The organism is Legionella resiliens (assembly GCF_021344005.1).
Lineage (GTDB): Bacteria > Pseudomonadota > Gammaproteobacteria > Legionellales > Legionellaceae > Legionella > Legionella resiliens.
On record NZ_JAJTND010000004.1, the window covers coordinates 725,254 to 750,948 of the forward strand.

Sequence of the window (25,695 nt, forward strand, 5' to 3'; positions counted from 1 at the left end):
TATTATGGGTAAGGTTAATAAATGGGATCAGATTAAAGCAAATGCAGAAAAAGAAGCACCAAAGGTAGATATCAAATCTGATCTTGATTTTGATCCAATTGATACTGAAGAAGAATTGAGAAAGATTGAGAAAATGACTCATGATGCAAACGATACTCAACGTGAAATGGAGGTTCTTCGTAACACTTCAGGTGGTGCTCCAGTAAGACTACCAGCACAAATCTCAGGCCAAGAAAATAATTTAGGGGCAGATGATACATCTTTCGAAATTGATGGTCCTAAACCTAATACCCCAAATCCTTAATCATTGCATATTATTCTTATTTGGAGCAGATTTTAATTTCCTGCTATTTCTTAAATTGTGCAGCCATTGTTCTCTATGCTCATTTCCCATATCGGCTTTCTTAGTCACATAGTGCAAAAGATAGATGCCTTGATCATCTTTGAGAAACATTTCCAGCTCATCTTGAACCTGATTTTGAGGTTTTTCTATCCTCATTTCAAGTATTACCCTGTCTTCCGTATCTTCATGGTAATTCACAATAGGCTGGTACCCTAAAGATTTTACATTTTCAACCATGGTATTTGCGAATTGTTTCAGAGTCATTTTTTTCTGCAATCCGGGGAAAAACTGACTTGTAACTAATTCATTCCAATCATTAATATTATCGCCTGCAGGAATGTATTCAATTGTTGTCCCAATTGAATTTTTATTTCCCCACGCCATTTGCCAAGGGCGATCATCAAATACAATGTTTAATTGTTCATAGTTCTTTATTTCAGGATCTACAGTCTGCGTATCAGTTTTTGTTGTATCACAATAAAGAACACCTTTATAGAGGTAGTACTGTATGCATTGAGTATCATTTTTTGGTGTTACTTTAACTAAATTGTCTAAAGAAAAGGAAGCTGCTGATGCGATTGAGCTCATACTAACGAAAGTCCAAAGAAATAGAATCAGTCTGCTGATTTGCTGCATGATGGATCTTTTTTAGGGGGCGTTTATAAAGAATAGCTTATAAATATGAAATAGTTAAAATGAAAATGGTACAGAGTAAACTGTTCCTACGTACCCGCTTTATGCGCGGTATCCATGAGATTTTGCTTTGGCAGCAGCACTCAAAAGTATAGAAAAGTATCGTTCTGGATACTGCGCATAAAGCGCAGTACGTAGGCGAAAAATAGTGAAGGTTTCTTCTGCAGCGTAATATGTTCAGTATAAGAGTTCGGAATATTTGCTCCTATTCTTAGATAACTCCCTGCGTATTTTATATAACTCACTATGTATTTATATAATTCCCTACGTATTTTATATAATTCCCTACGTATTTTATATAACTCCCTACGTACCGCGCTTTATGCGCGGTATCCATGAGATTTTGCCTTGGCAACAGCACTCAAAAAGTATAGAAAAGTATCGTTCTGGATACTGCGCATAAAGCGCAGTACGTAGGCGAAAAAATAGAAGGTTTCTGGTTAAATTTTGTGAGGACCTCCCAGGCTTTATGCGCGGTACCCGGGATCTTGCATTAGAAGAGCTCAGTGGTATCTTAAACTATCGTTCTCGATACCGCACATAAAGCGCGGTACGTGGAGAAATTTAAATAAAAAAGTGACGATAGTCAGATTAACAGACTCCAGTGAGTTAAGTAAGTTCGCCCATAGTAGATACCGCATGGTAGCCAGCATCTACATGGACTACTTCACCAGTAATACCCGAAGCGAGATTAGAACATAGAAATGCCGCAGTATTACCGACTTCTTCAATAGTAACATTTCTATGGAGCGGGGTAATGTTGGCATAAGCACTTTGGATTTTACGGAAATCTTTAATTCCTGCAGCAGCAAGCGTTTTGATGGGACCTGCAGATATGGCATTAATACGGATACCTTTAGAGCCTAGGCTTGATGCTAAATAACGTACAGAGGCCTCAAGGCTGGCTTTGGCAACGCCCATAACATTATAGTTGGGTACGGCTTTCTCAGCTCCGTAGTATGTTAACGTTAAAAGAGAACCTTCGGTACCTTCCATCATGGGTAAAGCAGCTTGTGCTAAACCGATTAGACTGTACGCACTGATGTCATGAGCGATTTTAAAACCTTCACGAGTACAGGACTCTACGAAATCGCCACTGATTTGATCGGCTGGGGCATAAGCAACAGAATGGATTAAGATATCCAAATGATCCCAATGCGTGCGAAGATTAGAAAAAAGAGCATTGATTTCTTCATCATAGGCTACGTCGCAGGGAAAAGTCAGTGATGAATTGAATTCTGCTGCCATTGTTTCCACACGCTCTTTCAGCCGTTCATTTTGATAAGTAAATGCTAATTCAGCTCCTTGCTCATGAAATGCTTTGGCAATACCATAAGCAATCGATCTATTGCTGGCCAGACCAATAATGAGTGCCTTTTTACCTGCTAAAAATCCCACCATTCTCTCCTCAAATTAATTAGTGTGTGACGCTAACAATTCACGCATCTTGGCTTGAATCATTTCAATAGCAATCCTGTTTTCTCCTCCGCGAGGAACAATGATGTCAGCGTAGCGACTGGATGGTTCAATAAACTGCAAGTACATAGGACGTACTGTTGTTTCATATTGATGTACTACCGATTCAAAAGTTCTATGCCGTTCAACCACATCTCTTTTTAAACGTCGGGTTAAACATACGTCTAAAGGAGTGGACATAAAAATTCGAATATCCATTATTTCCCGTAATTCTTTATCGCTAAAGAGTAAAATGCCTTCAAGAATAATAATGGCATGTTGGCCAATTGTTCTGGTTTCAGGCAGGCGCATGTGTTTGGAGTGGGAATAAATTGGAATTTCGACAGGCCTTCCATCCCTTAATTGACGTAAATGTTCGCAAAGCAAAGAATGATCAAAAGAATCGGGGTGATCGTAGTTAATTTTTTCTCTTTCAGGGAAAGGCAAATGGCCATTATCTTTATAGTAAGCATCTTCAGAAATAACCACTACTTGTTCTGAGCCAAGCTCATTAACAATGGTATTCGCTAAAAGACTTTTTCCTGATGCAGAAGGGCCAGAAATCCCAATAATTATCGCTTGCTTATTCATGATGATATCGTTAGAAATTTCGTGCAAATACTAAAGCTTTTTTGTGTTAAATTCAATCTTTATATTAGGCTTTACATGCAAAACCACTGGTTTTTAGAGTAATAAAACACACTCATTTCTTTTAATATAAGTTTAGCTGATCTGATAGGCAAACAATGGTTATATTCTATATTATTTCCATAAAGCGGAATCTCATACACTTCGTTGAAAGATCAATCCAGCTCTAGTCTGATATCCCGCCGACAAGCCACGGGACATAGACGAGCTGTGCTCAAGAGACAAGTCAGATTAAATGTCTCTCGATAAAGGCATTTTTAATTAAAAGCCTGTACTACTTCTTGCAAAGGTTGACCCACAGCCGCAGATGGATTTTTTATCATAAGAACAGCGGATAAAGTGGGGGCAATATCTGGAGTGTAAGTCGGTCGAAAAATGCGTTGTGCTTTAAAATCCGGGTGGACGAAAAGAAGAGGGACATAACTGTCATATTGCCAAGGACTTCCATGGGCAACGCGATCGATACTTTTATTACCATAGGATTGATTGGGGGGTTGAATCAGATAAATATCCCCAGACCGATCCGGATAATACATTTTGTCGACCTTAGCACTAAGCCAGTCTTTTTCTATATCAGTAATTGGTAATGCATACGCTTTGAATATTCCGGGTTGCCGGGTTAAAACATGGGCAAGATAATTCTTTACTTCATTAAGTTTCAACTTATGCTGATTTATGACTTGATGATTGAGATAGATGTAAGGCGGTGTAATCGACATTAGAGTTTGCTCTGGAAGTGCATATTGTTCCTTTAATACAGTACGAATGTAGTGCTCCATTTTAAGGATATCAATGGGATTAATTTCATTCATATGATGCGCCTTGAGATAGGTTGGCCCATCATTTACGCCATGATCTGCAGTAAGAACAATAAGGGTATTTTTTAGACCCACTTGTTTATCAATGACTGTAAAAAGATGTGCTAAAGTTTTATCCAATTCCAATAAATTGTCTTCGGACTCAAGACTATTAGGACCAAATTGATGGCCTATCGCATCAACTCCCGAGAAACTTATACCCAAATAATCGGTTTTACCGGCAGATTGTCCTAATCGTTCTTCGGTTAAAAGATGTTCTGCGAAATCTGCAGTTAATTGGTCAGCCTTGGGAGTTCTAGACAAAGATTTAAAAAACTCAGGGCTTGGCGCTTGTGTTACATGGTGTGGAAAACTTTGACCAAAAAGCTCATCTTCATGATGGAAAACAGGTGAATTGGCATTTTGATATTCTGCTTTGGCTCGGCCAAGTATCCAATCATAGTTTTGCGGCTGATAGTTCTCGTTCCACTTCTTAACCCATTGAGGGTATTGCGTATAGTAATAAGTGCTGGTGATAAAACCACCATTGGTTGTATCAAACCAAAAAGCTTTGCCTGCATGACCTGCAAGAGTTATTGCTGAACGATCTTTTAAGGATACCCCATAGGCACGCCCTTTTTGGGAGAGAATGACTTCATCGCTTAAGGTTGAAGTATATAAGTTCTTAGGAGAACGTCCTGGAGTGATAATACGGGTATGAGGTGTATTTAATATATTGGTTTTTAAATCTTCCATGCAATAGACCAGTTGTTGGGATTTTCGGTCATACCACTCATTATTTACGATACCATGTAAGGCTGGAAAACTTCCTGTTGCTACAGTCGCATGCCCTGCGCACGTTGTTGTATTAGCATGAAGATGATGGGTATTATGATAATCAATGGCATGACTTAATAAATAATTAAATCCTCCATGACCAAATTGCTGCTGATGCTGTTGGATTAAATCGCCGCGTAATTGATCAATGACCAGTTGAACAACCAATTTGGGTTGATTGATTTGCGCATAGGTATTTAGGCAGCTTAGAAAAAGAAAAATGAAGTAGATGTATTTTTTCATAACTCATCCTGCAGGACAAAAGTGTAAATTAATCAACAGGGGAGTAAAAAGCAATCAAAATAGGTAAAATTTAAAGGTCTATCCCCAATTTCCTAAGTTTTTCCGTATTGCCTGAAACAGAAAAAAGGTATTCCATCAATCGAGGATATGCTTAGAAATATTACTGTATGTTATTGACTTTAAAGATTAAAAATTAATTAAGCAGTAAAAAGAAAATGCATGACTGGCTTTATGAATTAGTTTAAACTTCCCGTTGGAGTAAATTTTACTAATCCCGATTCATGGAGTTTAAGGAGAGCAGAAATGGGTTTTCAGTATGTTGACTATGATACATTATCGAAGTATATCAGGGAGAGTATAGCAACTGAATTAAAAAGTCATAAACTGGATGCAAAAAATTTACCGAAAGCATTAAGGACTCTTTCTATTAAACATCCTGATCGAGCAATCCAGTGTAGGTATTTACTTGCAGTACTTAATTGTCTTGATAAATCCGGTAACCCAGAAAAGACAAGGATACTCAATGCAGCCGCTTTTTATGTTCGTGAGCAAATTTTTGATAGTTATCAAGGAACTGTAACTGCATTTTTCCTATCTCCTGAGAACAGTACTTTATATAATGCATTAACAACTTCACTCAATCTTACCCTGGAAAATTTCCCCGACTCCAAAGATTTGCTCGATATGTATGAAGCTCTAAGTAAATTTATGCATTCCCATGTATATATAGATTCAGATCCTAGTAAAGGGTACCTGGATTTAAGTAAACAGTCCTTCTCAAGTCAAAAAATTAAGAATTATAAGGTAGAAAAAGTGCTGAAGGACTTGGTTAAAAAAGTGGCAAATTTCACGTTGGAACAGATTGAACAGACTCAAGAAAAACAGTTGAAAGACTCAGATAAAAAAGCAAAGAACCGCATAGGTCTATTTGCAGATAAAACGATTCCCTCAACCCCATCTGAGATTGATGTAGAGCAGGTAGTGATCAGTACACCACCATAATGAGGCTACGAAATTTTGTAGTCTGGATACAGCAAAGCAGGATTTGGGTTATTTGTTTCAAACATCCGAATTCTGCTTGCTGTGCCTAGGTCACATTATAATTGGAGTTCGGATGTTTTCTGCTGCTCTATAGGGTAACCCGACATTGCCCAATCGATAATACCACCATCAACCGAATAAACTTCTTGATACCCTAAATCCATTAAGGATTGTGCAGCAAACAAAGATCGCACTCCACCTTTGCAATGCAAATAAATGGGTTGATCTTTATTGGGGATTGTCGCTGCAATCGACGATGCAATGATGTCTTTAGGAATGTGGAGTGCTCCAGATATATGAAACTCTTGCCACTCTTCCAATTCACGGACGTCAATTAAACAAAGATTGGGATTATTCGCCATCATTTCTTTTAGTTGATGCACATCGATGGTTTTAATATTAGGTTTGGTCATAGCGAACCTCTCTTATAGTCGGTCTTGTAAGTGTGGAGTGATGCAGCAACCAATAAATTGTTGCCGTGATCACACCACCTATTAACGTTGCAAATGCCCAGGTCGCTGCAGAAACCAAAACTGGTTTTTGGCCCATTCGATTCATGTTTCCAGCATCATGGGCGACAGCGCCAGCAAAAATCAAATGTAAAATACCATTGATGAGCATCATGATATATAAAAAAGTTTGTATTTGCGTGGAAAATTGTTGCACTAGCTCGTTGATCATGAATAAGATTCCTTTAGTTTGTTAATGGACTTCTTCGAAAACTCGAATCAATGTTTGTTGGACATTTAAGTCGAACAAAACTTATTCCGTTAGCAATATCATGCAATTAAAAGATTATATTGAGCACAAAAATCTAACTTGCTATATAATAACAGAAAATCAATAAGATCTTTTATTTCTGTGTTAACCTCGGTAACATCATCGAAAAAAATAAAAAGAGAGTAATCATGAATGTTCATGAAATCCCTGTTCCTCATTTGACTACAGCACATTCTGGACCATTGTTTCATGTGGAAAAAATTGTTTTAAATCAAATAGCAGCAATTGAAGCTTGGTTTAGACACCAATGGAAAGAAACTCCTCCGCCATTAACTTCATCAGTTGATTTGCGGCATGCTGGATTTAAACTGGCGCCTGTAGATACTAATCTATTTCCAGCTGGTTTTAATAATTTGAACCCTGAGTTTCTTCCATTATGTATTCAAGCAGCACAATCAGTATTAATCGATTATGTTCCTGATTGCACCAGAATTTTACTGATTCCTGAAAGTCATACCCGCAATAAGTTTTATTTAAAAAGTCTTAATGTACTACGAACTATTTTTATAAGAGCTGGATTTGTAGTTCGTATCGGCAGTTTAGATCCTGAGCTTAAAGAACCTACAGAGGTCGTTCTTGACAGTGGAGAAGTGCTCTTGTTAGAGCCCATACAACGACAGGGAGATCGAGTAGGTCTGGCTAACTTTAACCCATGTTTTCTCATGCTGAATAATGACCTATCCCAAGGCGTTCCTGAGATTTTGCAAGGAATACAGCAAAAAATAAGGCCTACAGCACAGTTAGGTTGGTTTTCGCGATTAAAATCAAATCATTTTAATTTTTATGATGAGATTGCAACAGAATTTTCCGAGTTAGTAGGTATGGACTCCTGGTTAATCAATCCTTATTTTAGTGCCCTAGAGGGTTTGGATTTTATGGCTCAAGAGGGTATAGATAGGTTAGCAATCGAAGTAGAGAAAATTCTCACTTTAATGAACGATAAATATGCGACATATGGAATTAAAGAGAAGCCATTTGTTGTTATTAAAGCAGATAATGGCACTTATGGCATGAGTGTGATGATGGTGCATGAGGCTGAAGAAGTTCGCCAATTAAATAGAAAACAACGCACTAAAATGTCAGCCAGTAAAGGCGGTCGTAAAGTAGACAGAGTCATTATCCAAGAGGGTGTATATACTTTTGAAACAATGCCAAACGGTGCTGTTGCCGAGCCTGTAGTTTATATGATTGGCCAATTTGTAGTCGGTGGATTTTATAGGGTCCATCAAGAGCGGGGTATTGATGAAAATCTGAATGCGCCAGGTATGCACTTTGAACCTTTAGCTTTTGCACAGGCGTGTAATATGCCTTGTGATGATTTAACTGAATTAGATGAATCCAATCGTTTTTATGTTTATGGGGTAATTGCTCGATTGGCTGCACTTGCTGCAGCAAGGGAAGTTGCAGCTATTGGAGGTGAATAATGAAGCTTGCTGTACTGCTGGATCCGTTACACCAATTGAAACCCTATAAAGATACCACTCTGGCTATGATCAAGAGAGCACAAGAGCTGGGTTGGTCTTGTGTTGTTTTTACTCAAGAAGATTTATTCTGCAGGGAAGGGCGCGCTTTTGCACACGTTTATGATTTAAGCATAGGCGATGTGCAAAGTAAGGATTGGGCGACAATTAAAGGCTTATCTGAAAAACCCTTAGGCGAATTTGACGTCATTTTGATGCGTAAGGATCCTCCTTTTAATACAGAGTATATTTATACTACATATTTTCTGGAGCTCGCAGAACGTGAAGGAGTTCTTGTAGCGAATAAACCACAAAGTTTACGGGATGCAAATGAGAAATTTTTTACTTTAACTTTTCCTCAGTGTTGTCCAGCAACACTTGTTTCGCGAAATATGAAGCAATTAAAATCTTTTTGGGAAGAGCATAAACAAGTTATTTTTAAGCCTATGGAAGGAATGGGAGGAAATTCTGTATTTCTTGTTGAGGAACAAGGGAAAAATTTGGCGGTTATTTTAGAAGTTTTAACTAAAAATCAGACGCAAACCATTATTGCTCAAAAGTACATTCATGAAATAAAACAATTGGGTGATAAACGTATTTTATTAATTAACGGAGAACCTGTTCCTTATGCATTGGCACGTATTCCTGCGGAAGGGGACTTGCGAGGAAATTTGGCGGCAGGTGCGCGAGGTGAAGTGGTACCTATTACAGAAAGAGACCGATGGATTTGCGAGCAAATAGCGCCTACCCTTAAAGCTAAAGGTTTATATTTTGTTGGCATTGATGTGATTGGTGATTATTTAACAGAAATTAATGTGACAAGCCCAACGTGTCTGCGAGAAATAGAAGCAGAAACACAACTCGATATCGCGGGTGATTTTTTACGTTGTCTTGAGAAGATATGCCGAGCCTAATTACCTTACAGCTTCTTCAATGACTCAGTAGGGTCAATATAATCACCGCACACTGTTAATCGTGTGCGTGAACTCACTCCCCAAATTTTAGACATATAGTTTTGCTATTCTTAGTTTGTAAATCTGAGCTTCACCTTGTTTCATTCGGCTTACTTGCTTGTTTTATAGTCTCTTTCTGTGGGGGCAAAATGACCCAAACTACTTGCGTTCGCCAACATTTCAACCCGATAATGTACCGTTTAATGATACACGCATAATAGTTTATAAACGTTCGCTGGGATTCTATTTATGACACTTCTAGATTTGTTAAAAAAAATGTATTTAATCAAAGACGTCATCCAGGGAAGTTTTAATCCCCAGAGTGAACTTTTTTCTTACATACAAAGCTATCAAGACAAAGAGTTAATCTTAGCCTTTTCTACAGAACTCAGATCCTTGTTAGCAAGGACCCATCCGATTTTTGATAGAGATGCGAATAATCGTCTAACAACACGCTTTGCATTATACCTTGAAGCCTTCATGAAATTAACCCAAGGTGATTTAAAGCCGATGCTGACCTATCTTGAGAAACACAACGATGTGATGTCATTTTTATCTAACCATTGGAACATACTTGAAAAACTTTATTATGGATATAAGAGTAAAGGGAAAGATATAATCATACTTGAAGAGTATTCACTTTTATTAGATGAGGATTATAAGGTTATTAGAGTAGAGCTTAAAAAGGAAATTGAACTAAGCAATGAACCCATTAAGAAAGAATTTTTGTATGGCTTTTTTCAAAAAATAAGGGACAATAAAGAGATTTTTTTTGGAAAAAGCCAACAAGAGCGCGAAGAATTTATAGAGATAATGGGCTCTTTTTTCTCTTCTTTCCGTATTTAAAAAGTTATTAATTAACACGAACTTCATAATTACTATTGGATGAAAGTCGAAACAGTTTAGAAAACTTGGGTGCTTGCAACTGAATTTATACGCAGCTCTGGGAAACCAGTCCAACTCTACTCCGCGGTGTGGGCAGAGATGTTATGAAGAGACAGTTAGACAGCCTGGTTGCTTGCAACCAGGAATCTATCTTCATTTTATTCATCTACATAATCATTACCCATTTCTACAGCAGCTTCCTGATCTGCTTTTTTATCATCTACATACAAAGCCCCGGTATCTGGTTGGGCACCGCTGATAAGATGATTACGATATTGTAGGTAGGCATCTCTCATAAAGGCATATTTATCCAAAGCCTCATCCATTATTTGATCAGTATCTAACAGTTGTGCACGTAAATCTACTGCACGTAAAGCAAGCAAACTGTAAACTACTGTATCTTCATTGATGTAAACATATGGGCTGTATAATGCAAATTGAAATAACCATCCTGCTCCATCTCGAAGAGTACTTGGACCTAACAAGGGAAGAACCAGGTAGGGGGAATCTTTATCGCCCCATTTGGCTAATGTAAGCCCTAAATCATTAGAATGAGGGGGTAGGCCAAAAGTTTTGGCTACATCAAATAAGCCGCCCACACCTAAAGAGGAGTTTATAATGAATCGCCAGGAGTCTCGAATTGCCCACTTTCCCTCTGCTTGTAGAAGATCATTTCCTACGGTTGGAATAAGATCTAAATTGTTGTAAAAATTATTTACACTTTTACGAACAGGTGCAGGAAGGACGGTTCGATATACTTTTGCGGAGGGTCTTAAGATTGCGTTGTCTAAGGCGGTATTAAATTTATATACTTTTCGGTTAAAAGGTTCAAAAGGGTCCGTGGGAGTAGTTCCCTTCCAGACACAACCAGTTAAAACGATACTGCTGATAAAACTGATAACTATTGAAATTAATCGCATGATTTTTTTTATTATTTAACTTAATGAAAGATGTTACACGAGTTTGATGTTCTTGCATACAATCATAGTAGCTTGTTGCTTTAAGGCTCCGCTTGAACAGTTAATATTAGAATTTTAATAAAAAAGTCACAGGTCCGTCATTGCACAAATGAACCTGCATATCAGCACCAAAACATCCACTTTGTGTATGAGGATATAACTGAGCGGCTCGCGTCAGGAGATTGTCAAATAATTGTCGACCCTGTTCAGGCGGTGCCGCATTTGAAAAACTGGGACGCAATCCTTTTTGAGTTTCGGCCATTAATGTAAATTGAGGTACTAATAATAAACCACCCTGAACTTCTTTAAGACTTATATTCATTTTCCCTTGGCCGTCGCTAAAAATACGATAATTGATGCATTTATCTAACATTTTATTGAGGTTATGCTCTGTATCATCGGGTTCAAATCCACAGAGGACCAAAAGCCCCAGATCTATTTTTCCAACAGTTTCACCCCCAATATCTACCCGGGCGTGTGTTACTCTTTGAATTACAATCAACATGCATCAAGTCCTTGCCTGGAAATTTCTTTACTCGCATAAATTAGGGCATCAATTATCCCCGATTCTCTATCTGAATGTCCTGCATCACGAACTATTCTTAAATTGGATGCTGGAATTGCTTGGTGAAGCTCAAAAGCACCAGCTAGCGGAGAAATTAAATCGAAACGACCATGTACGATGTAAGTCGGGATGTGCCTTATTTTATGCACATTAGCCATTACTTGATTTTCTTCAATGAAAAAATGGTTGTTGATGTAATGGGATTCCAATGTAGCAAGGGCCAGAGCAAAATGTGGGTCACTAAATTGATCAATAACATATAAATGAGGTTGCAAACTACTGCAACGTGCTTCCCACAAGGCCCATGATTTTGCTGCACTCATGCGCGCCAGTTCATTAGAGCCTTGCAGGCAATTGGCATAATATTTGGGAATTTGATCCAGCATGTTTTCAGGAACACTACTAATAAATTCATGCCAATAATCAGGATAAACCAGGTTGGCACCATGCTTGTAAAACCAATCAAAATCCTGTTGTCTTCCTAAAAAAATTTGATGCAGTTGTAGGGCCTTAATTTGTTGAGGGAACTTTTGAGCGTAAAGTAACGCAAGCAAAGAACCCCAGCCGCCGCCAGATAATACAAATTCAGATAATCCTAAAAAATCTCGGATGGCATCAATATCATCCAATAATAAACTGGTGGTATTGTCACCAATTTCCAAATGAGGGGTAGAGCGTCCGCATCCGCGTTGATCAAAAAGTATAATGCGATAATGTTGTGGGTCAAAAAAACGCCTAAGGTAACCATCCCCAGACGAAGCACCTGGGCCCGGATGTAATACTACAACCGGAATCCCCTCTGGATTTCCTGTTTCTTCAAGATAGAGCGTATGCAATTCACTGACTTTTAATTCATGTTGCGCATAAGGTTTAATTGATGGATAGAGCGAGTGCATTTTAGTCCTTTTAGGAAGTTTTGTTTTTTGCATATTGCATTATTTTGCGCTGCGAAGCGCTTGAAAGCAACAAGTATTCACTTTAAAACAAGGTTTATACTTATAGTGAGTATAGCTCTCCAATTCTTCTTTCGCTTGCGAGAGAGTGGGATCTATTAATAGAATACAGCATCTTTTTTTTCCTGGACTTTATTTATGACACTTGCTGCAATTCTTAAAGGATTGAATGAACGACAACGTGAAGCAGTTACTTCTCCACTCGGCAATACGCTGGTCCTCGCTGGGGCAGGGAGTGGTAAAACGAAAGTTTTGGTCAGCCGTATTGCCTGGCTCATTGAAGAAGAACATATTTCACCGCATGGGATTCTTGCAGTAACTTTTACAAACAAGGCTGCTGGTGAAATGAGGGCACGATTAAGCAGTATGTTAAGTGCACCTGTACTGGGATTATGGGTTGGAACTTTTCATGGACTGTGTCATCGTTTGCTCCGTCGACATTATAAAGAAGCTCATTTGCCTGAACTATTTCATATTTTAGATTCTGAAGATCAAGCACGTCTGGTAAAGCGAGTAATTGGTTCATTAAATCTCGACGCGGAGCAATGGCCAGTGAAACAGGCTCAATCCTTTATTAATGGACGCAAGGATGAAGGGATACGACCTCAACACGTACATACGTTGCCTTATGGGCCAGGTAAAACGTTGCTCAACATCTATAGCGCATATGAGCAAGCCTGTCAGACAGCGGGAGTGATTGATTTCGCGGAATTGTTATTGCGGACTCATGAGTTATTGCGCGATAACCCAGAGATTCTTGCCCATTATCGTCAACGTTTTCAAGCAATATTGGTAGATGAGTTTCAGGATACCAATACAATTCAGTATGCATGGATACGTCTTCTTGCTGGTGAGCATGCTGCTGTTTTGGCTGTAGGTGATGATGATCAATCCATTTATGGTTGGCGTGGAGCCAAGGTTGAGAATATTCAGCAATTTGCTAATGATTTTAAAAACACACAAATTATTCGATTGGAACAAAATTATCGTTCAACAGCAACGATACTCGATGCAGCAAATGCATTAATTACGCATAATAATTCACGGATGGGAAAAGACCTGTGGACAAATGGAGCCACTGGAGAAAAAATTCTGGTCTACAGTGCTTTTAATGAGCTTGAGGAAGCGCGCTTTGTCTGCGAACGAATTATGATGGAAATCAGTCAAGGTATAAGTGCTGATGAAATTGCTATTTTATATCGCTCCAATGCTCAATCCAGGGTTTTAGAGGAGGCGTTATTACGTGCTGGCATTGCCTATCGTATTTATGGTGGATTACGTTTCTTTGACCGTGCCGAAGTAAAAGATGCCTTGGCTTATTTACGGTTATTGGTTAATCCCGATGATGATACTGCCTTTGAGCGCATCGTTAATTTCCCCACCCGAGGTATAGGTGAAAAAACGCTTGATGAACTGCGTCATTATGCCAAATCAGAACAGTGCTCTTTATGGCTGGCAGCAAAAAAAGTATTACAATCAGGTGGAATGGCACAACGGGCAGGTTCTGCACTATCAAAATTCATCGAGTTAATCGAACAGTTGCAACATAATACAGCAGCAATGGAATTAGACGAGCAATTATCGGTAGTAATTCAGTTGAGTGGATTGTATGCTCATTTCAGCAAAATCAAAGGGGATAAATCGGAGTCCCGACTGGATAACTTACAAGAATTAATCAATGCTGCAAAACAATTTCGTTATGAGCAAGAGGAGGAAGAAGAAATTCCTTTAGTGAATGCATTCTTGGCACATGCTTCTTTGGAAGCTGGAGAAATGCAGGCGGGAGAACATGAGCGTTACGTACATTTGATGACTTTGCATGCTGCTAAGGGCCTTGAGTTTCCCATTGTATTTTTAGTAGGCATGGAGGAGGGGGTATTTCCAGGAAAGCAGTCTTTAGAAGAGCCTGGGCGTTTGGAGGAAGAGCGTCGTTTATGTTATGTGGGCATGACACGTGCGATGCGCAAACTGGTTTTATCTTATGCTGAAATAAGACGACAATACGGGCGAGAAGAATACCATCGGCCTTCACGGTTTTTAAGGGAACTACCTCAAGAATTACTTGATGAAATTCGCGTCAAGGCGAAATTTCAAGCACCAGTTATATCCCGAAATAAACCCTCCATTGTGCCGGAAACTTCAGGGTTGTCTTTAGGCCAAAGTGTGACTCATGCAAAATTTGGTCAAGGGGTAGTCCTGGCAGTAGAAGGAAGTGGGGCCCATACTCGTGTTCAAGTGAAGTTTAGCGAGCATGGGGTTAAATGGCTTGTTTTAGCTTATGCTAATTTAGCTGTTGAAATGTAGTGAGTTAGTCTGGTGGGCAAATTGGATTTAATTCGATATAATATTGGGTTATGCTTCGCTACATTGCCATTAAGTTAGGAGAAGATAGTTCTTCCTACGTCCCGCGACTTGTTCGCGGGATCCAGCTACAGAGTCAGATTCATGGATTCCGCGAACAATCGCGGAACGTAGGCCGGAGAAATATCCACTTCACTTAATGGCAGCGATGTCCATTATTAACCTTTATAATTCTGCGATACAAAAATTAATGCAATAACACATTAGCTAGGGGCTTTTTACAATCCGCCATTTGGACTCAAGATAGTAGAATTGTAAACAGACCCTATTGAATTTTCTTCAAGCGGATGCTAGGGTGCCGATTGGAAAGTTGTTGGTATTATGTTAACTATTAAAAAAGGGGAACTGTGTGAAATTTACAAATTTATTAACAGTAGGAGCGCTGGCAGCATCTTTAGTATCACCTGCAATTATGGCAGCAGATACCAATAATACAACTCCTATGTCTGATGCACAAAAAAAGGAAATTGAAAAAGTAGTGCACGACTATTTAGTAGCGAATCCAGAAGTGCTTTTGGAAGCGTCACAAGCGCTGCAACAAAAACAACAACAAAATATGCAGCAACAAGCACAATCTGCAATTAAAGAAAATACAGATCAGTTATTCCAAGGAAAAACTACTGTTGTAGGCAATCCTAAAGGTAATGTGACCATAGTAGAGTTTTTTGATTATCAATGCATTCATTGCAAAAAAATGTCACCAATTATTGACAGCCTGATTAAGAAAGACAGTGATTTGCGCGTCATTTATAAAGAGTTCCCCATTTTTGGTAAGAGCTCTGAGTTAGCTTCCAGAGCTGCTTTAGCTGCGGGTATGCAAGGTAAATATCAAGTGATGCATAATGCATTGATATCTATTGACAAACGCTTAAATGATCAAATCGTTATGTCTACTGCTAAGTCTTTAGGCTTGGATATGAAAAAATTTAAGACTGATATGCAAAGCAAGGAAGTAACCGCTATTTTAGACGCAAACCGTGAATTAGCAGAAAAGTTACATCTGATGGGAACTCCAGCATTTATAATTGCCTCAACTCCAAATGGTCAATTTAAAGCGGGTTCTGAGCCATCATTTATACCTGGTGCTGCCAGTGAAGAGTCGCTACAAGAGTTAATTAAGAAAGCAGCAGGTAATTCATAAGTACAGTAGCAACCTGGGTGAAGGTGAGTCCCTAACCCAGGAATATCTCTTCTCTGCAAACAATTCCCGAAGTTCGGGTTTCGGCTTTTACCTAGAATATGTTGAGATCTTCATGACAAAACCATCTACATTTCAGGACATTATTCTCACTCTGCAGCAATATTGGGCTGCTCAAGGATGTGTCATTTTACAACCTTTTGATATGGAGGTTGGCGCGGGTACTTTTCATCCGGCAACCTTCTTGCGAGCAATAGGACCTGAACCTTGGTCGGCTGCTTATGTACAGCCCTCTCGAAGACCTACTGATGGTCGTTATGGGGATAACCCAAATCGTGTACAACATTATTACCAATTTCAGGTAGTACTCAAACCTTCTCCTTTAGATATACAGGATAAATATTTAGATTCATTACGTGCACTGGGAGTGGATCCCTTAGCGGATGATATTCGTTTTGTTGAGGATAATTGGGAGTCACCTACTTTAGGTGCATGGGGTCTAGGATGGGAAGTTTGGCAAAACGGAATGGAAGTATCCCAATTTACCTATTTCCAACAGGCTGGTGGCTTGGCATGTTCACCAGTAACTGGTGAGTTAACTTACGGTTTAGAACGTTTGGCAATGTATATATTAGGAGTGGATAATTTATTTGATCTGCCCTGGAGTAATACAGCCAATGGCATAATAACTTATGGCAACGTATTCCATCAAAATGAAGTGGAGATGTCTGCTTATAACTTTGAGCATGCTAATGTAGAAGAGTTATTTAAACAATTTGATTATTATGAAAGTGAAGCACAAAAACTAATCGCGTTACAATTACCGCTTCCGGCTTATGAAATGGTAATCAAAGCATCACATTCATTTAACTTACTTGATGCGCGCAAAGCGATATCCGTTACCGAAAGACAGCGCTATATTTTACGTGTAAGACATTTATCAAGAGCAGTAGCGCAGGCTTATTACCAGGCGCGTGAGGCTTTGGGCTTCCCGATGCTTAACCAAAAGGTGTGTGATGGTCAATGATTTTATTTTTGAATTGGGTTGTGAAGAATTACCTTCTGGTTCAGTTTGGCCTTTAGCTGATGAATTTGCTAATCAATTATTGGCTTCTTTGGATAAAGCGCAATTAAGCTATGGGCAAGTTAAGCGTTTTGCTACCCCAAGACGTATCGCGATTACTATTTTGGATTTGCAAGAAGAGCAAAAATGCCAGAGTGTTACCCGTCGGGGTCCTGCGTTACCTGCTGCTTACGATAAGGAGGGTAAACCAACACCTGCTTTACTTGGTTTTGCCAAATCATGTGGCGTAGAAGTAGAGCAACTTTCTCGAATCGAAACCGAAAAAGGGGGGTGGATTGTTTATGAAACGCAAAGCCAGGGTAATAAAACCAAAGATTTGTTACCTGTTTTAATTAGTCAATCCCTGGCTGCCTTGCCTATTGCTAAACCCATGCGCTGGGGAGCAGGGGATGAAGAGTTTGCTCGCCCTGTACATTGGGCAGTGATGCTTTACGGTGATAAAGTAATTGAGCATGCTCTTTTAGGAATTAAAAGTGGTCGCACTAGTTGCGGACACCGTTTTCACCATCCACAACACATTGCAATTAACTCAGCACAAAGCTATGAATCCCAAATGAAGGAAGCTTTTGTTATTGCTGATTTCGTAACTCGAAAGCAAATGATTAAAAAGCAAGTTGAGGAATTAGCAGCATCCATTCAGGCTATTGCAATCATGCCTGAAGATTTGCTTGATGAGGTAACTTCAATTGTTGAATGGCCTCAGGCTTTAATGGCTAATTTTGAAAAAGAATTCCTCGAAGTTCCTGCTGAATCATTAATTGCGTCGATGCAATCCCATCAAAAGTGTTTTGCTTTAAAGGATAAACAAGGAAAGTTACTACCCCATTTTATTACGGTTTCGAACATTGCGAGCACCAATCCAAAACAAGTAATTTTAGGGAATGAAAAAGTGATGCGAGCACGTTTAAGTGATGCAGCCTTCTTTTTCCGACAAGATAAAAAACAGCCTTTAAGTCAGCATATTTCAGGTACAGAACAGGTTGTTTTTCAAGCAAAATTAGGAAGTTTACAAGATAAAGCGTTACGAATTGAAGCTCTAATGACTTATTTGAGCCCTGCTATACATTTGAACTTAGAACAGGCACAACGTGCTGCACAGTTGAGTAAATGTGATTTGTTGACAGGAATGGTTGGTGAGTTTCCTGAGTTACAGGGATTAATGGGATATTATTACGCACTCAATGATGGTGAAGATCAAATAGTTGCCCAAGCTTTAAATGAACAATATATGCCACGTTTTGCTGCAGACAGTTTACCGGAATCTGATTTGGGTTTGGCTTTATCTTTAGCAGACCGGATCGATACTTTAGTTGGTATTTTTGGTATAGGCCAAAAACCTTCCGGAGTAAAAGATCCATTTAAATTACGCCGTCATGCTTTAGCTGTTGTCCGTTTACTTAGTGCAACACCAGCACAACTCAATTTAAGTACATTAATTGAGCAAGCAATGATTCATTATGGCACTCCGATATCCGTTGAGCCTAACCTATTGAATGAATTGAAATCTTTTATTCTCGAACGGTTACAATCTCATTACCAAGGCCAAGGATTAAGTATTGATTTGGTACATGCCGTACGAGCTCGCCAAGATGACTGGTTGTATGATCTGGACAAGCGTTTGAGTGCGCTGCAGTTGTTCGTAAAACTCCCTGAAGCAGCTTCTCTTTCTGCTGCATGCAAGCGGGTGAATAATCTGCTTTCTCAAGCAGGAGGACAAACTTTGTCACCTGTTAATGAACAACTTTTTGAGGAAGAACCGGAGAAGTTTTTATATATCCATATCAATCAAATTGCACGCGCGGTAGAACCTTTATATCGTTCTGCTGATTATGGTCCATTACTTAAATTACTTGCCAGCCTTAAAGAACCGGTAGATCTTTTCTTTGATAAAGTAATGGTGATGGTGGAGGACCCAGCAATAAAAGCAAATCGTTTAGCACTTCTCGCTCGATTGCAGGAGCTATTGCAAGGAGTTGCTGATATTTCATTATTGCAGATGGGGTAATTGATGCAGATGTAGCCTGGGTGAAGCGCATGAATCTTCTACACATCGCTGAGAAACTATTCCAGTTCTATTCCGACGTCCCGCGGCTTGTCCGCGGGATCCAGGTGATCTATGCTAAAACACTGAACTCCGTGGACAAGTCGGGGAGCGTAGGCATAGATGAGATCAAGAGAGCAGGTGAAGCGCAGCGGAACCTGGAAAAATACGATTTATTGCCCGGGTTTACTGCGCTCCCCCTAGGCTACAATTCAATAAATCAACTATGATCAATATTTCTGTAGTAGGCTATGAGCACGAGGATCTGCACGATAAAGCACAAGCAATTGCAAAACAATTGAATTTTGTTTTAGAAAAAAATGCAAATCTTTGTCTCTATGTTACTAAAGATAAACTGTCATTAAAAATACCTGGTTTTTCCCCAATTTTTGCTGAATTCAGTGCTGCTTTTTGGAGTAAAAGAAAGTCTGAGGGAAAAAAGCAAGGATTAGTTCGTGCCTGCAAACCCTCTCCGGGGCTTAAAATTATTGATGCAACTGCAGGCTGGGGGCGTGATTCTGCCATTTTAGCCAGTTTTGGTGCTGAAGTATTAATGCTTGAACGTCATCCAGTTATGGCTTTTTTATTATCAGATGCTTTAGTTCGCAGAAATGAGTTAGAGCAACGTCCACTGCATTTGATGCTTCGTGCCGTAGATGCTTATTCCTATTTGAGCTCCTTAGCAGAACAAGACTATCCTGACGTGATTTACATTGATCCCATGCACCCAGAACGTAGTAAATCAGCATTGGTAAAAAAAGAAATGCAAGCGTTACAACAAATAATAGGCGCTGATGAAGACGCACTCGAACTCATTCAATTGGCGATAACTCGGACCAAGCAAAAAGTAGTAGTAAAATGGCCGCAAAAAACAAAACCTTTATTGCCTGCACATGCAGCGGTAGAGGGAAAAACAGTGCGGTTTGATATTTACTTTTCTAAGCCAGGGTAAATTTTATCCTGGGTACAGGGCAGCGGAAACCTGGTTTCTGATATAAATCTCCCAACCCCGGTTTCCGCTGCCTTGCACCCAGGCTCAAGCTACACGGTTAACCATATTCAGAAAGTTCTTCTCGGAGACGTTTTTCTTCAAATAAGTCTTCTATTCTTCTTCTTCGTTCCAATTTAGTCGAAGGATTGGTTTCCGTAGTTAGGAGTGTGTCGACACCGAACTCTTCCGTATCGTTCACGTCTTCTTCAAATTCACGAGCATCCATAGCTATCTCCTTAGCCTAACCCGTAGTTAATCTTACAAAATAACAGAAATTAAGTTGGGGGAATAGTGGAATTTTTTGACCATATTTTGGAGAAATTACCAGAGAATGAGAATCCTAGTTTTAATTTTAAAAAATCAAAACCAGGATTGTAGTTAATGACCGAGAATACCTTGTATCTCTTGCTCGCGTTCGGCTTCTTTTCTACTTATTTTTTGTTCTTCTGCCTCTATCTCTTCCTTGGTTTTTCCTGTCATTTTTGCCTGAATCCTTCCCTTATCGATTTCTTCACGAAATTGTCTGGTGGTTACTTCTGGAGGTTCTTTCTTAGGCTCTTCTTTGACTAATTCACTGAGCTTTTGACGTCTTTGTGCTGCCTTTTCATGAAGCATTTGCAATTCCTTAGCAGAGAAGATGTCTCTTGGATCAATTTCCTTGCCCGTGGATTTATCTATTAGATGAATGCCTTTTTTCCGCTCTTTTTCATCTACTTTCTCTTGTCCAGGTAGTGGCGCTGGATCAAAGCCCGCTTCAAGTGCTGCTTCATAGGCTTGTTTCGCTCTGTCTTTTAGGGTTTTCTTATCGTCGAAATTAATCGTCATGGTGATTGAGTCAAACCCAGAAGCTCTTACTGCTTGAGCCATAGTCAACATGTCTACCTTAGGATTTTCTTTATTGCTTAAATAGTAAAAAGGAGAAAAGATGCGTGATGACATCTCTACAGTCCAAATACCGGGTTCGCCTTCTTTTGTTCCCTTTTGCTGTTTTATCTCAGATCCAGATAAGGAAATGATAAAATCTAAATCGTTTGGATCTATGGCGGAAATTGTTTGATTTTCAAAATCTACATAAGCTGTTGTATTTCTTTCTGGCAGGGTTATACCTCGTTTTTTACGATTCTCTTCCCTTGCCCGCTCCATTTCCTTATCCATTCTGTCTCTATCGGATGCACTGAGTTGATCTTGCCAGCTTTCCAACATACCAGAGAAAATAACACGTTTATTTTCAAGAGCAGAAGCTTTATCGAGTATAGTCAGGTTTTCTTTAGCAGAGTCGTTAAATGCAGAAAGTTGCTCTGCATGTTTTTTTTCCATCTCTGCTATTAAATCTTTTTTTATTGTTTCTACTTCTTCAGTAGTTTTGCCTAAGGCTTTTTTGATTTTTTCTGAGAGCGCACCGGGGAGCGTACTATCTAGTGCAGCTTTAAAATCCTCCAGTTCTTTTTTTTGCTGGGCTTCTATCGCCTTTCTGCCTCGCTGATTAATTTGTTCAAGATAGCCTCGGGTTTTATCTACTGTAAGCTCAGGAATTTGGTTGATCCGTTTTTTAAAGAACTCCATTGAGTCTTTATATGTCTCTTGAGCATCTGTATAAAACTCTTTAGGTTTCAATAGGTTTTCGAATGCTGTTCTAACTTCTTGTTTCTCAGGAGGATTATCTCCTTGGATTAATTTTGCAAAAGTATCTTCCTCATTTGGACCTACTTTTGTCGTAAAACCTGAAGAATTTTGGAGTCGCTTATCGGCATGAGCCTTCAAAGCCTCTGCTCCAAAGGTAAGATTTTGAGTTAATCCAATAGAGTCGCGATAATTTTGTAAAATTCTTTCCTGTTCTTGTTCAGAAAATTGATCCAAGAATCGTCTAGATTTAAGTATATTATATAATGCTTGTCTCAATGAAGGCATAGAATGGTACCTCAGAAGCTCTCTTTTTTATAAAGTATAACACTTTTATAAGTATAACACCGATTCATTAAGAGAGAATTAGGGTCCGAATGGTAAAAATTGTTAAGATAAGGTAAATTGAGCTAATTTTTGAACATAAAACTGCCCTTTTTGGCCTATTTGCGTCCTACCCTCATGAATGACGAGCTTCGCTTCACCTGAATCTTATAGGCATCTCTGAAAAATCAGTCCATCGCGACACCAACGTCATGCGTTTTGTCCCTGAGAGTTCGAAACAGGAAAATACATATTCTACATCTACAGTGATGCATGAAAGACTGTCATCCCTGCGTAGGCAGGGGACCCATTTACAATATACTGGGAAAAACAAATTAAAAGTGAAAAGAAAATGGAACATTGCCTTTAAGTGAGTGAACCAATCCTCAGTGGCTTATTAATTTGAGTAATGAACTATTTTGATGGATGGGTCCCCTAAATTCGCAGGGATGACAGCCTTTTTAACTTCGATATAGGGTCGACCATTCCTTAGACTGGATGGATTCAAGTAACTAATGAGTTCTACCTGGTTAAATTTTCTGAGGAACGCTCAGGACTTGTCCGCGGGATCCAGAAGATCTACGCTAACACACTGGACCCGGGTGTAGCAGAGATGGGATGTGGTCAAAAGAAAGTTCGCTTTACCCGGGCTTTAAAATCTAACATAGAGCCTACCAAGCAGGAATTGCTGAGTCTCCAAATAAAACTTTAGCCTTTTCTTTAACTTCTTCAGAGTTTAACGCTTTAACAAATAGTTCCAGTTGTTCTTTTTTAGGAGAGTTGCTGCGAATGACGATGATATTGGCATAAGGGGAGTTTTTATCTTCAGTAAATAAAGCATCACTTGAAGGATTCAGACCTGCAGGTAAGGCAAAGGTTGTATTGATTACTGCTGCATCCACATCGGGTAAAACTCTTGGTAATTGTGCGGCATCCATTTCTTTGAACTGCAGGTTATGTGGATTTGTTGCAATATCTTTTAGACCGGTATTTTCAGTGGGTTTTAAGGTAATCAAGTGTGCTTTTTCCAATAATTGGAGTGCTCGCATTTCATTGCTGGGGTCGTTGGGGAGGGCAATTACTGCTTTTTCAGGCAGTTGCTGTAATGAAGTATATTTTTTAGAATAAATTCCCATGGGGTAAACAAATGTTCTACCTATTGCCTCTAAAGTATATCCATGGGCTTTAACAGAACTATTAAGGTAAGGTAAATGTTGGTAGACATTCGCATCCAAGCTTCCATCTTGTAATGCTTCATTGGGTAAATTGTAATCATTGAAAGTTACAATTTTTATATTTAAGTCGTATTTGTTCTTTGCTACTTCTTTTGCTGTTTCTACCAGTTCAGTTTCAGGACCAGCAATGGTTCCTATTACCAAAGTATTTGGTGACGGCTTGTTACATGCAACAAGACTCAATAATAAAACGCCATAAGCTAAAATCCGCATTTAATACTCCAAAAAAATAATACAGGGTTTATTTCCATTCCTACTATCTTGGCTAAACTGTGCTGATTTTCTGCGTTCATATGCTCACATCCCCCGTGTATGCGGTGCTTCGGTACTTGGAAATCAGACCATTTTAGCTCAAGCTAGCGAAATGGAAGCAGCCCCTAGTTATGTAAAAAACGTTTTGCCAGATAATCTCCGGCCATTTGCATCAGTTGTACCATCACAATCAAAATAATTACTGTCGATATCATGACTCCGGCATCAAAACGTTGGTAACCATAGTTAATTGCCAAAGTACCCAGACCGCCAGCACCAACAGTTCCTGCCATTGCTGAATAATTCACTAATGTAATCGCTGTAACAGTAATAGCATGAATTAACGCAGGCTTCGCTTCGGGTAATAAAATATGCAAGATAATTTGTTGGGTGTTCGCGCCCATTGAATACCCTGTTTCGATAAGGCCTAAAGGTAAGCTACGATAAACATTATCTACCAATCGAGCAAAAAAGGGTGTTGCGCCAAGAGTAAGGGGTACTATGGCTGCATTCATTCCAATTGAAGTACCAACGATGAGCCGGGTGAATGGAATAATTGCTACTAATAAAATAATAAAAGGTATGGAGCGCGCCATGTTAATGAAGGCAGACAATGCTTTATACACTTTAGGCATTGGTTTAATGTGACTGGACGAATAGAGCCAGGTTCCTAAAGGCAAGCCGAGTATAATTGCAAATAAAGTACTGATAGCTACCATATACAGTGTTTCACATGTTGCAATGATTAAATCATATGCCATCGGGAAGGACATAACCTAAAACCTCCACAGTTAAATTGGCTTTTTCACAGCGTTCGATAAATGCCTCAAGTAAAAATTGATGTGCAGTTAATTCAACAACCACAACGCCACAGGTTACCGTATCATAACGATCTATATTGGCCAGCAAGATGTTAATGTCCAGATTTAACTCACGACTTGTTTGACTAATAAAAGGTACTGTTGCTTCTTCACCCTGGAAGAATAAGCGCAGTAAAGGTTTATCGGTTACGTAATCTGCGAGTCTTTTAGTAAGACATTCGGGCAATTGGGGGCTGAGTTGCGCATAAAGCATACTTCGAGCCAGGCTGTCTTTTTTATTAAATACATTAGCAAGGGCGGTGGTTTCAACCAACTCGCCATCAACCATTACCGCCAACCGGTTACAAATACGCTTCACTACATCCATTTCATGAGTAATAAGGATTATAGTGATGCCATAAAGCGCGTTAATTTTTTTTAGCAACGCTAAAATAGAGTCTGTTGTTTCGGGGTCTAATGCTGAGGTTGCCTCATCGCAAAGCAGAATTTTAGGTGAGCAACTTAAGGCACGAGCAATAGCCACTCTTTGTTTTTGCCCGCCACTGAGTTGGGCAGGGTATGCCAGTTTTTTATCGTTTAATTCGACAATTGGCAATAATTCTTCGATTTTATTACGAACGACCTCTTCGTCAATTCCTTGAATGCGCATGGGGAGTGCGATGTTGTCATAAACATTTTTGGAGTTGAGTAAATTGAATTGTTGAAAAATCATTGCCATTTTGTGGCGCGCTAAAGCCAAATCTTTTCTTGAAAGACGCGTCAAATATTGGTTATCAATAATGACATGGCCTTCATCAGGCCGTTCTAGAAGATTAATGCATCTTAATAAGGTTGATTTCCCAGCACCACTTTTACCAATGATTCCGAAAATTTCACCTTCTTGGATAAATAGATTAATGTCACGCAGAACAGATTTACCCGAAAAGGATTTGGATAATCCACTTAATTCAATCATTATTATAACCTGAGATTATGCATGCGGACGGAAGACTTAGAGGAATGTAATCATATCCGCTTTAGCCGTATTTTCAAAAAAGAACTCTTTTTTGAGCGTCCGCAAGCTGAATTTCAAATCGACGCCATTGCAGCATTATACACAAGTTCTTGGTATAAACAAATGCAGTACCTCTAATTTTATTCGAGTTTTAATGTGACGAATGAGTTTTGGAGTAAGCGACGCAGCAGGTGCTTGTGGGAGCAGTGCCACACATCGAAT

The 25,695-nt window shown here is 39.2% G+C and carries 24 protein-coding genes; 10 read left to right on the forward strand and 14 right to left on the reverse strand.

Annotated features, from left to right (window positions below; genetic code table 11):
* Positions 1 to 4 precede the first annotated feature (4 nt).
* Positions 5 to 304 carry a hypothetical protein gene (locus LXO92_RS08675; protein ID WP_232890794.1) on the forward strand — a complete coding sequence of 100 codons (300 nt, stop codon included), beginning with the start codon at positions 5 to 7 and terminating at the stop codon, positions 302 to 304.
* Here the strand turns inward: LXO92_RS08675 and LXO92_RS08680 are convergent, their stop codons facing one another.
* From LXO92_RS08680 to LXO92_RS08695, 4 genes are all read right to left on the reverse strand, one after another.
* A complete protein-coding gene (locus LXO92_RS08680; protein ID WP_232890795.1) occupies positions 305 to 931 on the reverse strand; it encodes a hypothetical protein in 627 nt (208 codons plus the stop codon).
* A gap of 714 nt (positions 932 to 1,645) precedes the next feature.
* Positions 1,646 to 2,437, reverse strand: a complete 792-nt coding sequence (locus LXO92_RS08685) for an enoyl-ACP reductase FabI (protein WP_255666631.1) — start codon at positions 2,435 to 2,437, stop codon at positions 1,646 to 1,648.
* Between the two features lie 12 nt (positions 2,438 to 2,449).
* Positions 2,450 to 3,082 (reverse strand): uridine kinase, encoded by a 633-nt coding sequence (gene udk, locus LXO92_RS08690; protein ID WP_182352273.1) that lies wholly within the window; start codon positions 3,080 to 3,082, stop codon positions 2,450 to 2,452.
* A 314-nt stretch (positions 3,083 to 3,396) separates the two neighbouring features.
* Positions 3,397 to 5,016 (reverse strand): alkaline phosphatase family protein, encoded by a 1,620-nt coding sequence (locus tag LXO92_RS08695; protein ID WP_182352275.1) that lies wholly within the window; start codon positions 5,014 to 5,016, stop codon positions 3,397 to 3,399.
* Positions 5,017 to 5,319: 303 nt separating this feature from the next.
* Here LXO92_RS08695 and LXO92_RS08700 point away from each other — a divergent pair, with 303 nt between their 5' ends.
* Positions 5,320 to 6,018, forward strand: a complete 699-nt coding sequence (locus tag LXO92_RS08700; protein ID WP_182352277.1) for a hypothetical protein — start codon at positions 5,320 to 5,322, stop codon at positions 6,016 to 6,018.
* Positions 6,019 to 6,113: 95 nt separating this feature from the next.
* Here LXO92_RS08700 and LXO92_RS08705 read toward each other — a convergent pair whose 3' ends face one another.
* Complete coding sequence (locus tag LXO92_RS08705; protein ID WP_182352278.1) at positions 6,114 to 6,470, reverse strand: rhodanese-like domain-containing protein; 357 nt, start codon at positions 6,468 to 6,470, stop codon at positions 6,114 to 6,116.
* Positions 6,457 to 6,738 carry a hypothetical protein gene (locus LXO92_RS08710; protein WP_182352279.1) on the reverse strand — a complete coding sequence of 94 codons (282 nt, stop codon included), beginning with the start codon at positions 6,736 to 6,738 and terminating at the stop codon, positions 6,457 to 6,459. Before LXO92_RS08710 ends, LXO92_RS08705 begins: the two co-directional genes overlap by 14 nt.
* 227 nt (positions 6,739 to 6,965) lie before the next feature.
* Between LXO92_RS08710 and gshA the strand changes: the two genes are divergently transcribed.
* From gshA to LXO92_RS08725, 3 genes are all read left to right on the forward strand, one after another.
* Positions 6,966 to 8,261: a glutamate--cysteine ligase gene (gene gshA, locus LXO92_RS08715; protein ID WP_182352281.1), complete on the forward strand. Its 1,296-nt coding sequence runs from the start codon at positions 6,966 to 6,968 to the stop codon at positions 8,259 to 8,261.
* Complete coding sequence (gene gshB, locus LXO92_RS08720) at positions 8,261 to 9,211, forward strand: glutathione synthase (RefSeq protein ID WP_182352283.1); 951 nt, start codon at positions 8,261 to 8,263, stop codon at positions 9,209 to 9,211. The genes gshA and gshB overlap by 1 nt, the downstream gene beginning before the upstream one ends.
* Positions 9,212 to 9,499: 288 nt before the next feature.
* Positions 9,500 to 10,096: a hypothetical protein gene (locus tag LXO92_RS08725; protein WP_232890796.1), complete on the forward strand. Its 597-nt coding sequence runs from the start codon at positions 9,500 to 9,502 to the stop codon at positions 10,094 to 10,096.
* A gap of 197 nt (positions 10,097 to 10,293) precedes the next feature.
* Here LXO92_RS08725 and LXO92_RS08730 read toward each other — a convergent pair whose 3' ends face one another.
* The 3 genes from LXO92_RS08730 to pip all read right to left on the reverse strand — a co-directional run bounded on the left by LXO92_RS08730 (position 10,294) and on the right by pip (position 12,555).
* A complete protein-coding gene (locus LXO92_RS08730; protein WP_182352286.1) occupies positions 10,294 to 11,055 on the reverse strand; it encodes an MlaA family lipoprotein in 762 nt (253 codons plus the stop codon).
* Between the two features lie 106 nt (positions 11,056 to 11,161).
* Positions 11,162 to 11,599 carry a D-aminoacyl-tRNA deacylase gene (dtd, locus tag LXO92_RS08735; RefSeq protein WP_182352288.1) on the reverse strand — a complete coding sequence of 146 codons (438 nt, stop codon included), beginning with the start codon at positions 11,597 to 11,599 and terminating at the stop codon, positions 11,162 to 11,164.
* Entirely contained in the window at positions 11,593 to 12,555 is a 963-nt protein-coding gene (gene pip / locus LXO92_RS08740) for a prolyl aminopeptidase (RefSeq protein WP_182352290.1), read from the reverse strand. The genes dtd and pip overlap by 7 nt, the downstream gene beginning before the upstream one ends.
* 195 nt (positions 12,556 to 12,750) lie before the next feature.
* Here pip and uvrD point away from each other — a divergent pair, with 195 nt between their 5' ends.
* The 5 genes from uvrD (at position 12,751) to LXO92_RS08765 (ending at position 20,188) form a co-directional block, all read left to right on the forward strand.
* Positions 12,751 to 14,916: a DNA helicase II gene (uvrD, locus tag LXO92_RS08745; protein WP_232890797.1), complete on the forward strand. Its 2,166-nt coding sequence runs from the start codon at positions 12,751 to 12,753 to the stop codon at positions 14,914 to 14,916.
* Positions 14,917 to 15,322: 406 nt separating this feature from the next.
* Positions 15,323 to 16,114 carry a DsbA family protein gene (locus LXO92_RS08750; protein WP_182352293.1) on the forward strand — a complete coding sequence of 264 codons (792 nt, stop codon included), beginning with the start codon at positions 15,323 to 15,325 and terminating at the stop codon, positions 16,112 to 16,114.
* A 112-nt stretch (positions 16,115 to 16,226) separates the two neighbouring features.
* Positions 16,227 to 17,138, forward strand: a complete 912-nt coding sequence (glyQ, locus tag LXO92_RS08755) for a glycine--tRNA ligase subunit alpha (RefSeq protein ID WP_182352295.1) — start codon at positions 16,227 to 16,229, stop codon at positions 17,136 to 17,138.
* Positions 17,128 to 19,200 (forward strand): glycine--tRNA ligase subunit beta, encoded by a 2,073-nt coding sequence (glyS, locus tag LXO92_RS08760; RefSeq protein WP_182352296.1) that lies wholly within the window; start codon positions 17,128 to 17,130, stop codon positions 19,198 to 19,200. Before glyQ ends, glyS begins: the two co-directional genes overlap by 11 nt.
* Before the next feature lie 262 nt (positions 19,201 to 19,462).
* Positions 19,463 to 20,188, forward strand: a complete 726-nt coding sequence (locus tag LXO92_RS08765; RefSeq protein ID WP_182352298.1) for a class I SAM-dependent methyltransferase — start codon at positions 19,463 to 19,465, stop codon at positions 20,186 to 20,188.
* Between the two features lie 97 nt (positions 20,189 to 20,285).
* Here LXO92_RS08765 and LXO92_RS08770 read toward each other — a convergent pair whose 3' ends face one another.
* From LXO92_RS08770 to LXO92_RS08790, 5 genes are all read right to left on the reverse strand, one after another.
* Complete coding sequence (locus LXO92_RS08770; RefSeq protein ID WP_182352300.1) at positions 20,286 to 20,453, reverse strand: PA3496 family putative envelope integrity protein; 168 nt, start codon at positions 20,451 to 20,453, stop codon at positions 20,286 to 20,288.
* A gap of 152 nt (positions 20,454 to 20,605) precedes the next feature.
* Positions 20,606 to 22,135, reverse strand: a complete 1,530-nt coding sequence (locus LXO92_RS08775; RefSeq protein ID WP_182352303.1) for a hypothetical protein — start codon at positions 22,133 to 22,135, stop codon at positions 20,606 to 20,608.
* A 707-nt stretch (positions 22,136 to 22,842) separates the two neighbouring features.
* A complete protein-coding gene (locus tag LXO92_RS08780; RefSeq protein ID WP_182352304.1) occupies positions 22,843 to 23,619 on the reverse strand; it encodes a MetQ/NlpA family ABC transporter substrate-binding protein in 777 nt (258 codons plus the stop codon).
* Between the two features lie 164 nt (positions 23,620 to 23,783).
* On the reverse strand, positions 23,784 to 24,431 hold the full coding sequence (locus tag LXO92_RS08785) for a methionine ABC transporter permease (protein ID WP_182352305.1): 648 nt from the start codon (positions 24,429 to 24,431) through the stop codon (positions 23,784 to 23,786).
* Positions 24,409 to 25,434, reverse strand: coding sequence for a methionine ABC transporter ATP-binding protein (locus tag LXO92_RS08790; protein WP_182352306.1), 1,026 nt, complete (start codon positions 25,432 to 25,434; stop codon positions 24,409 to 24,411). The genes LXO92_RS08785 and LXO92_RS08790 overlap by 23 nt, the downstream gene beginning before the upstream one ends.
* Between the last annotated feature and the right edge of the window lie 261 nt (positions 25,435 to 25,695).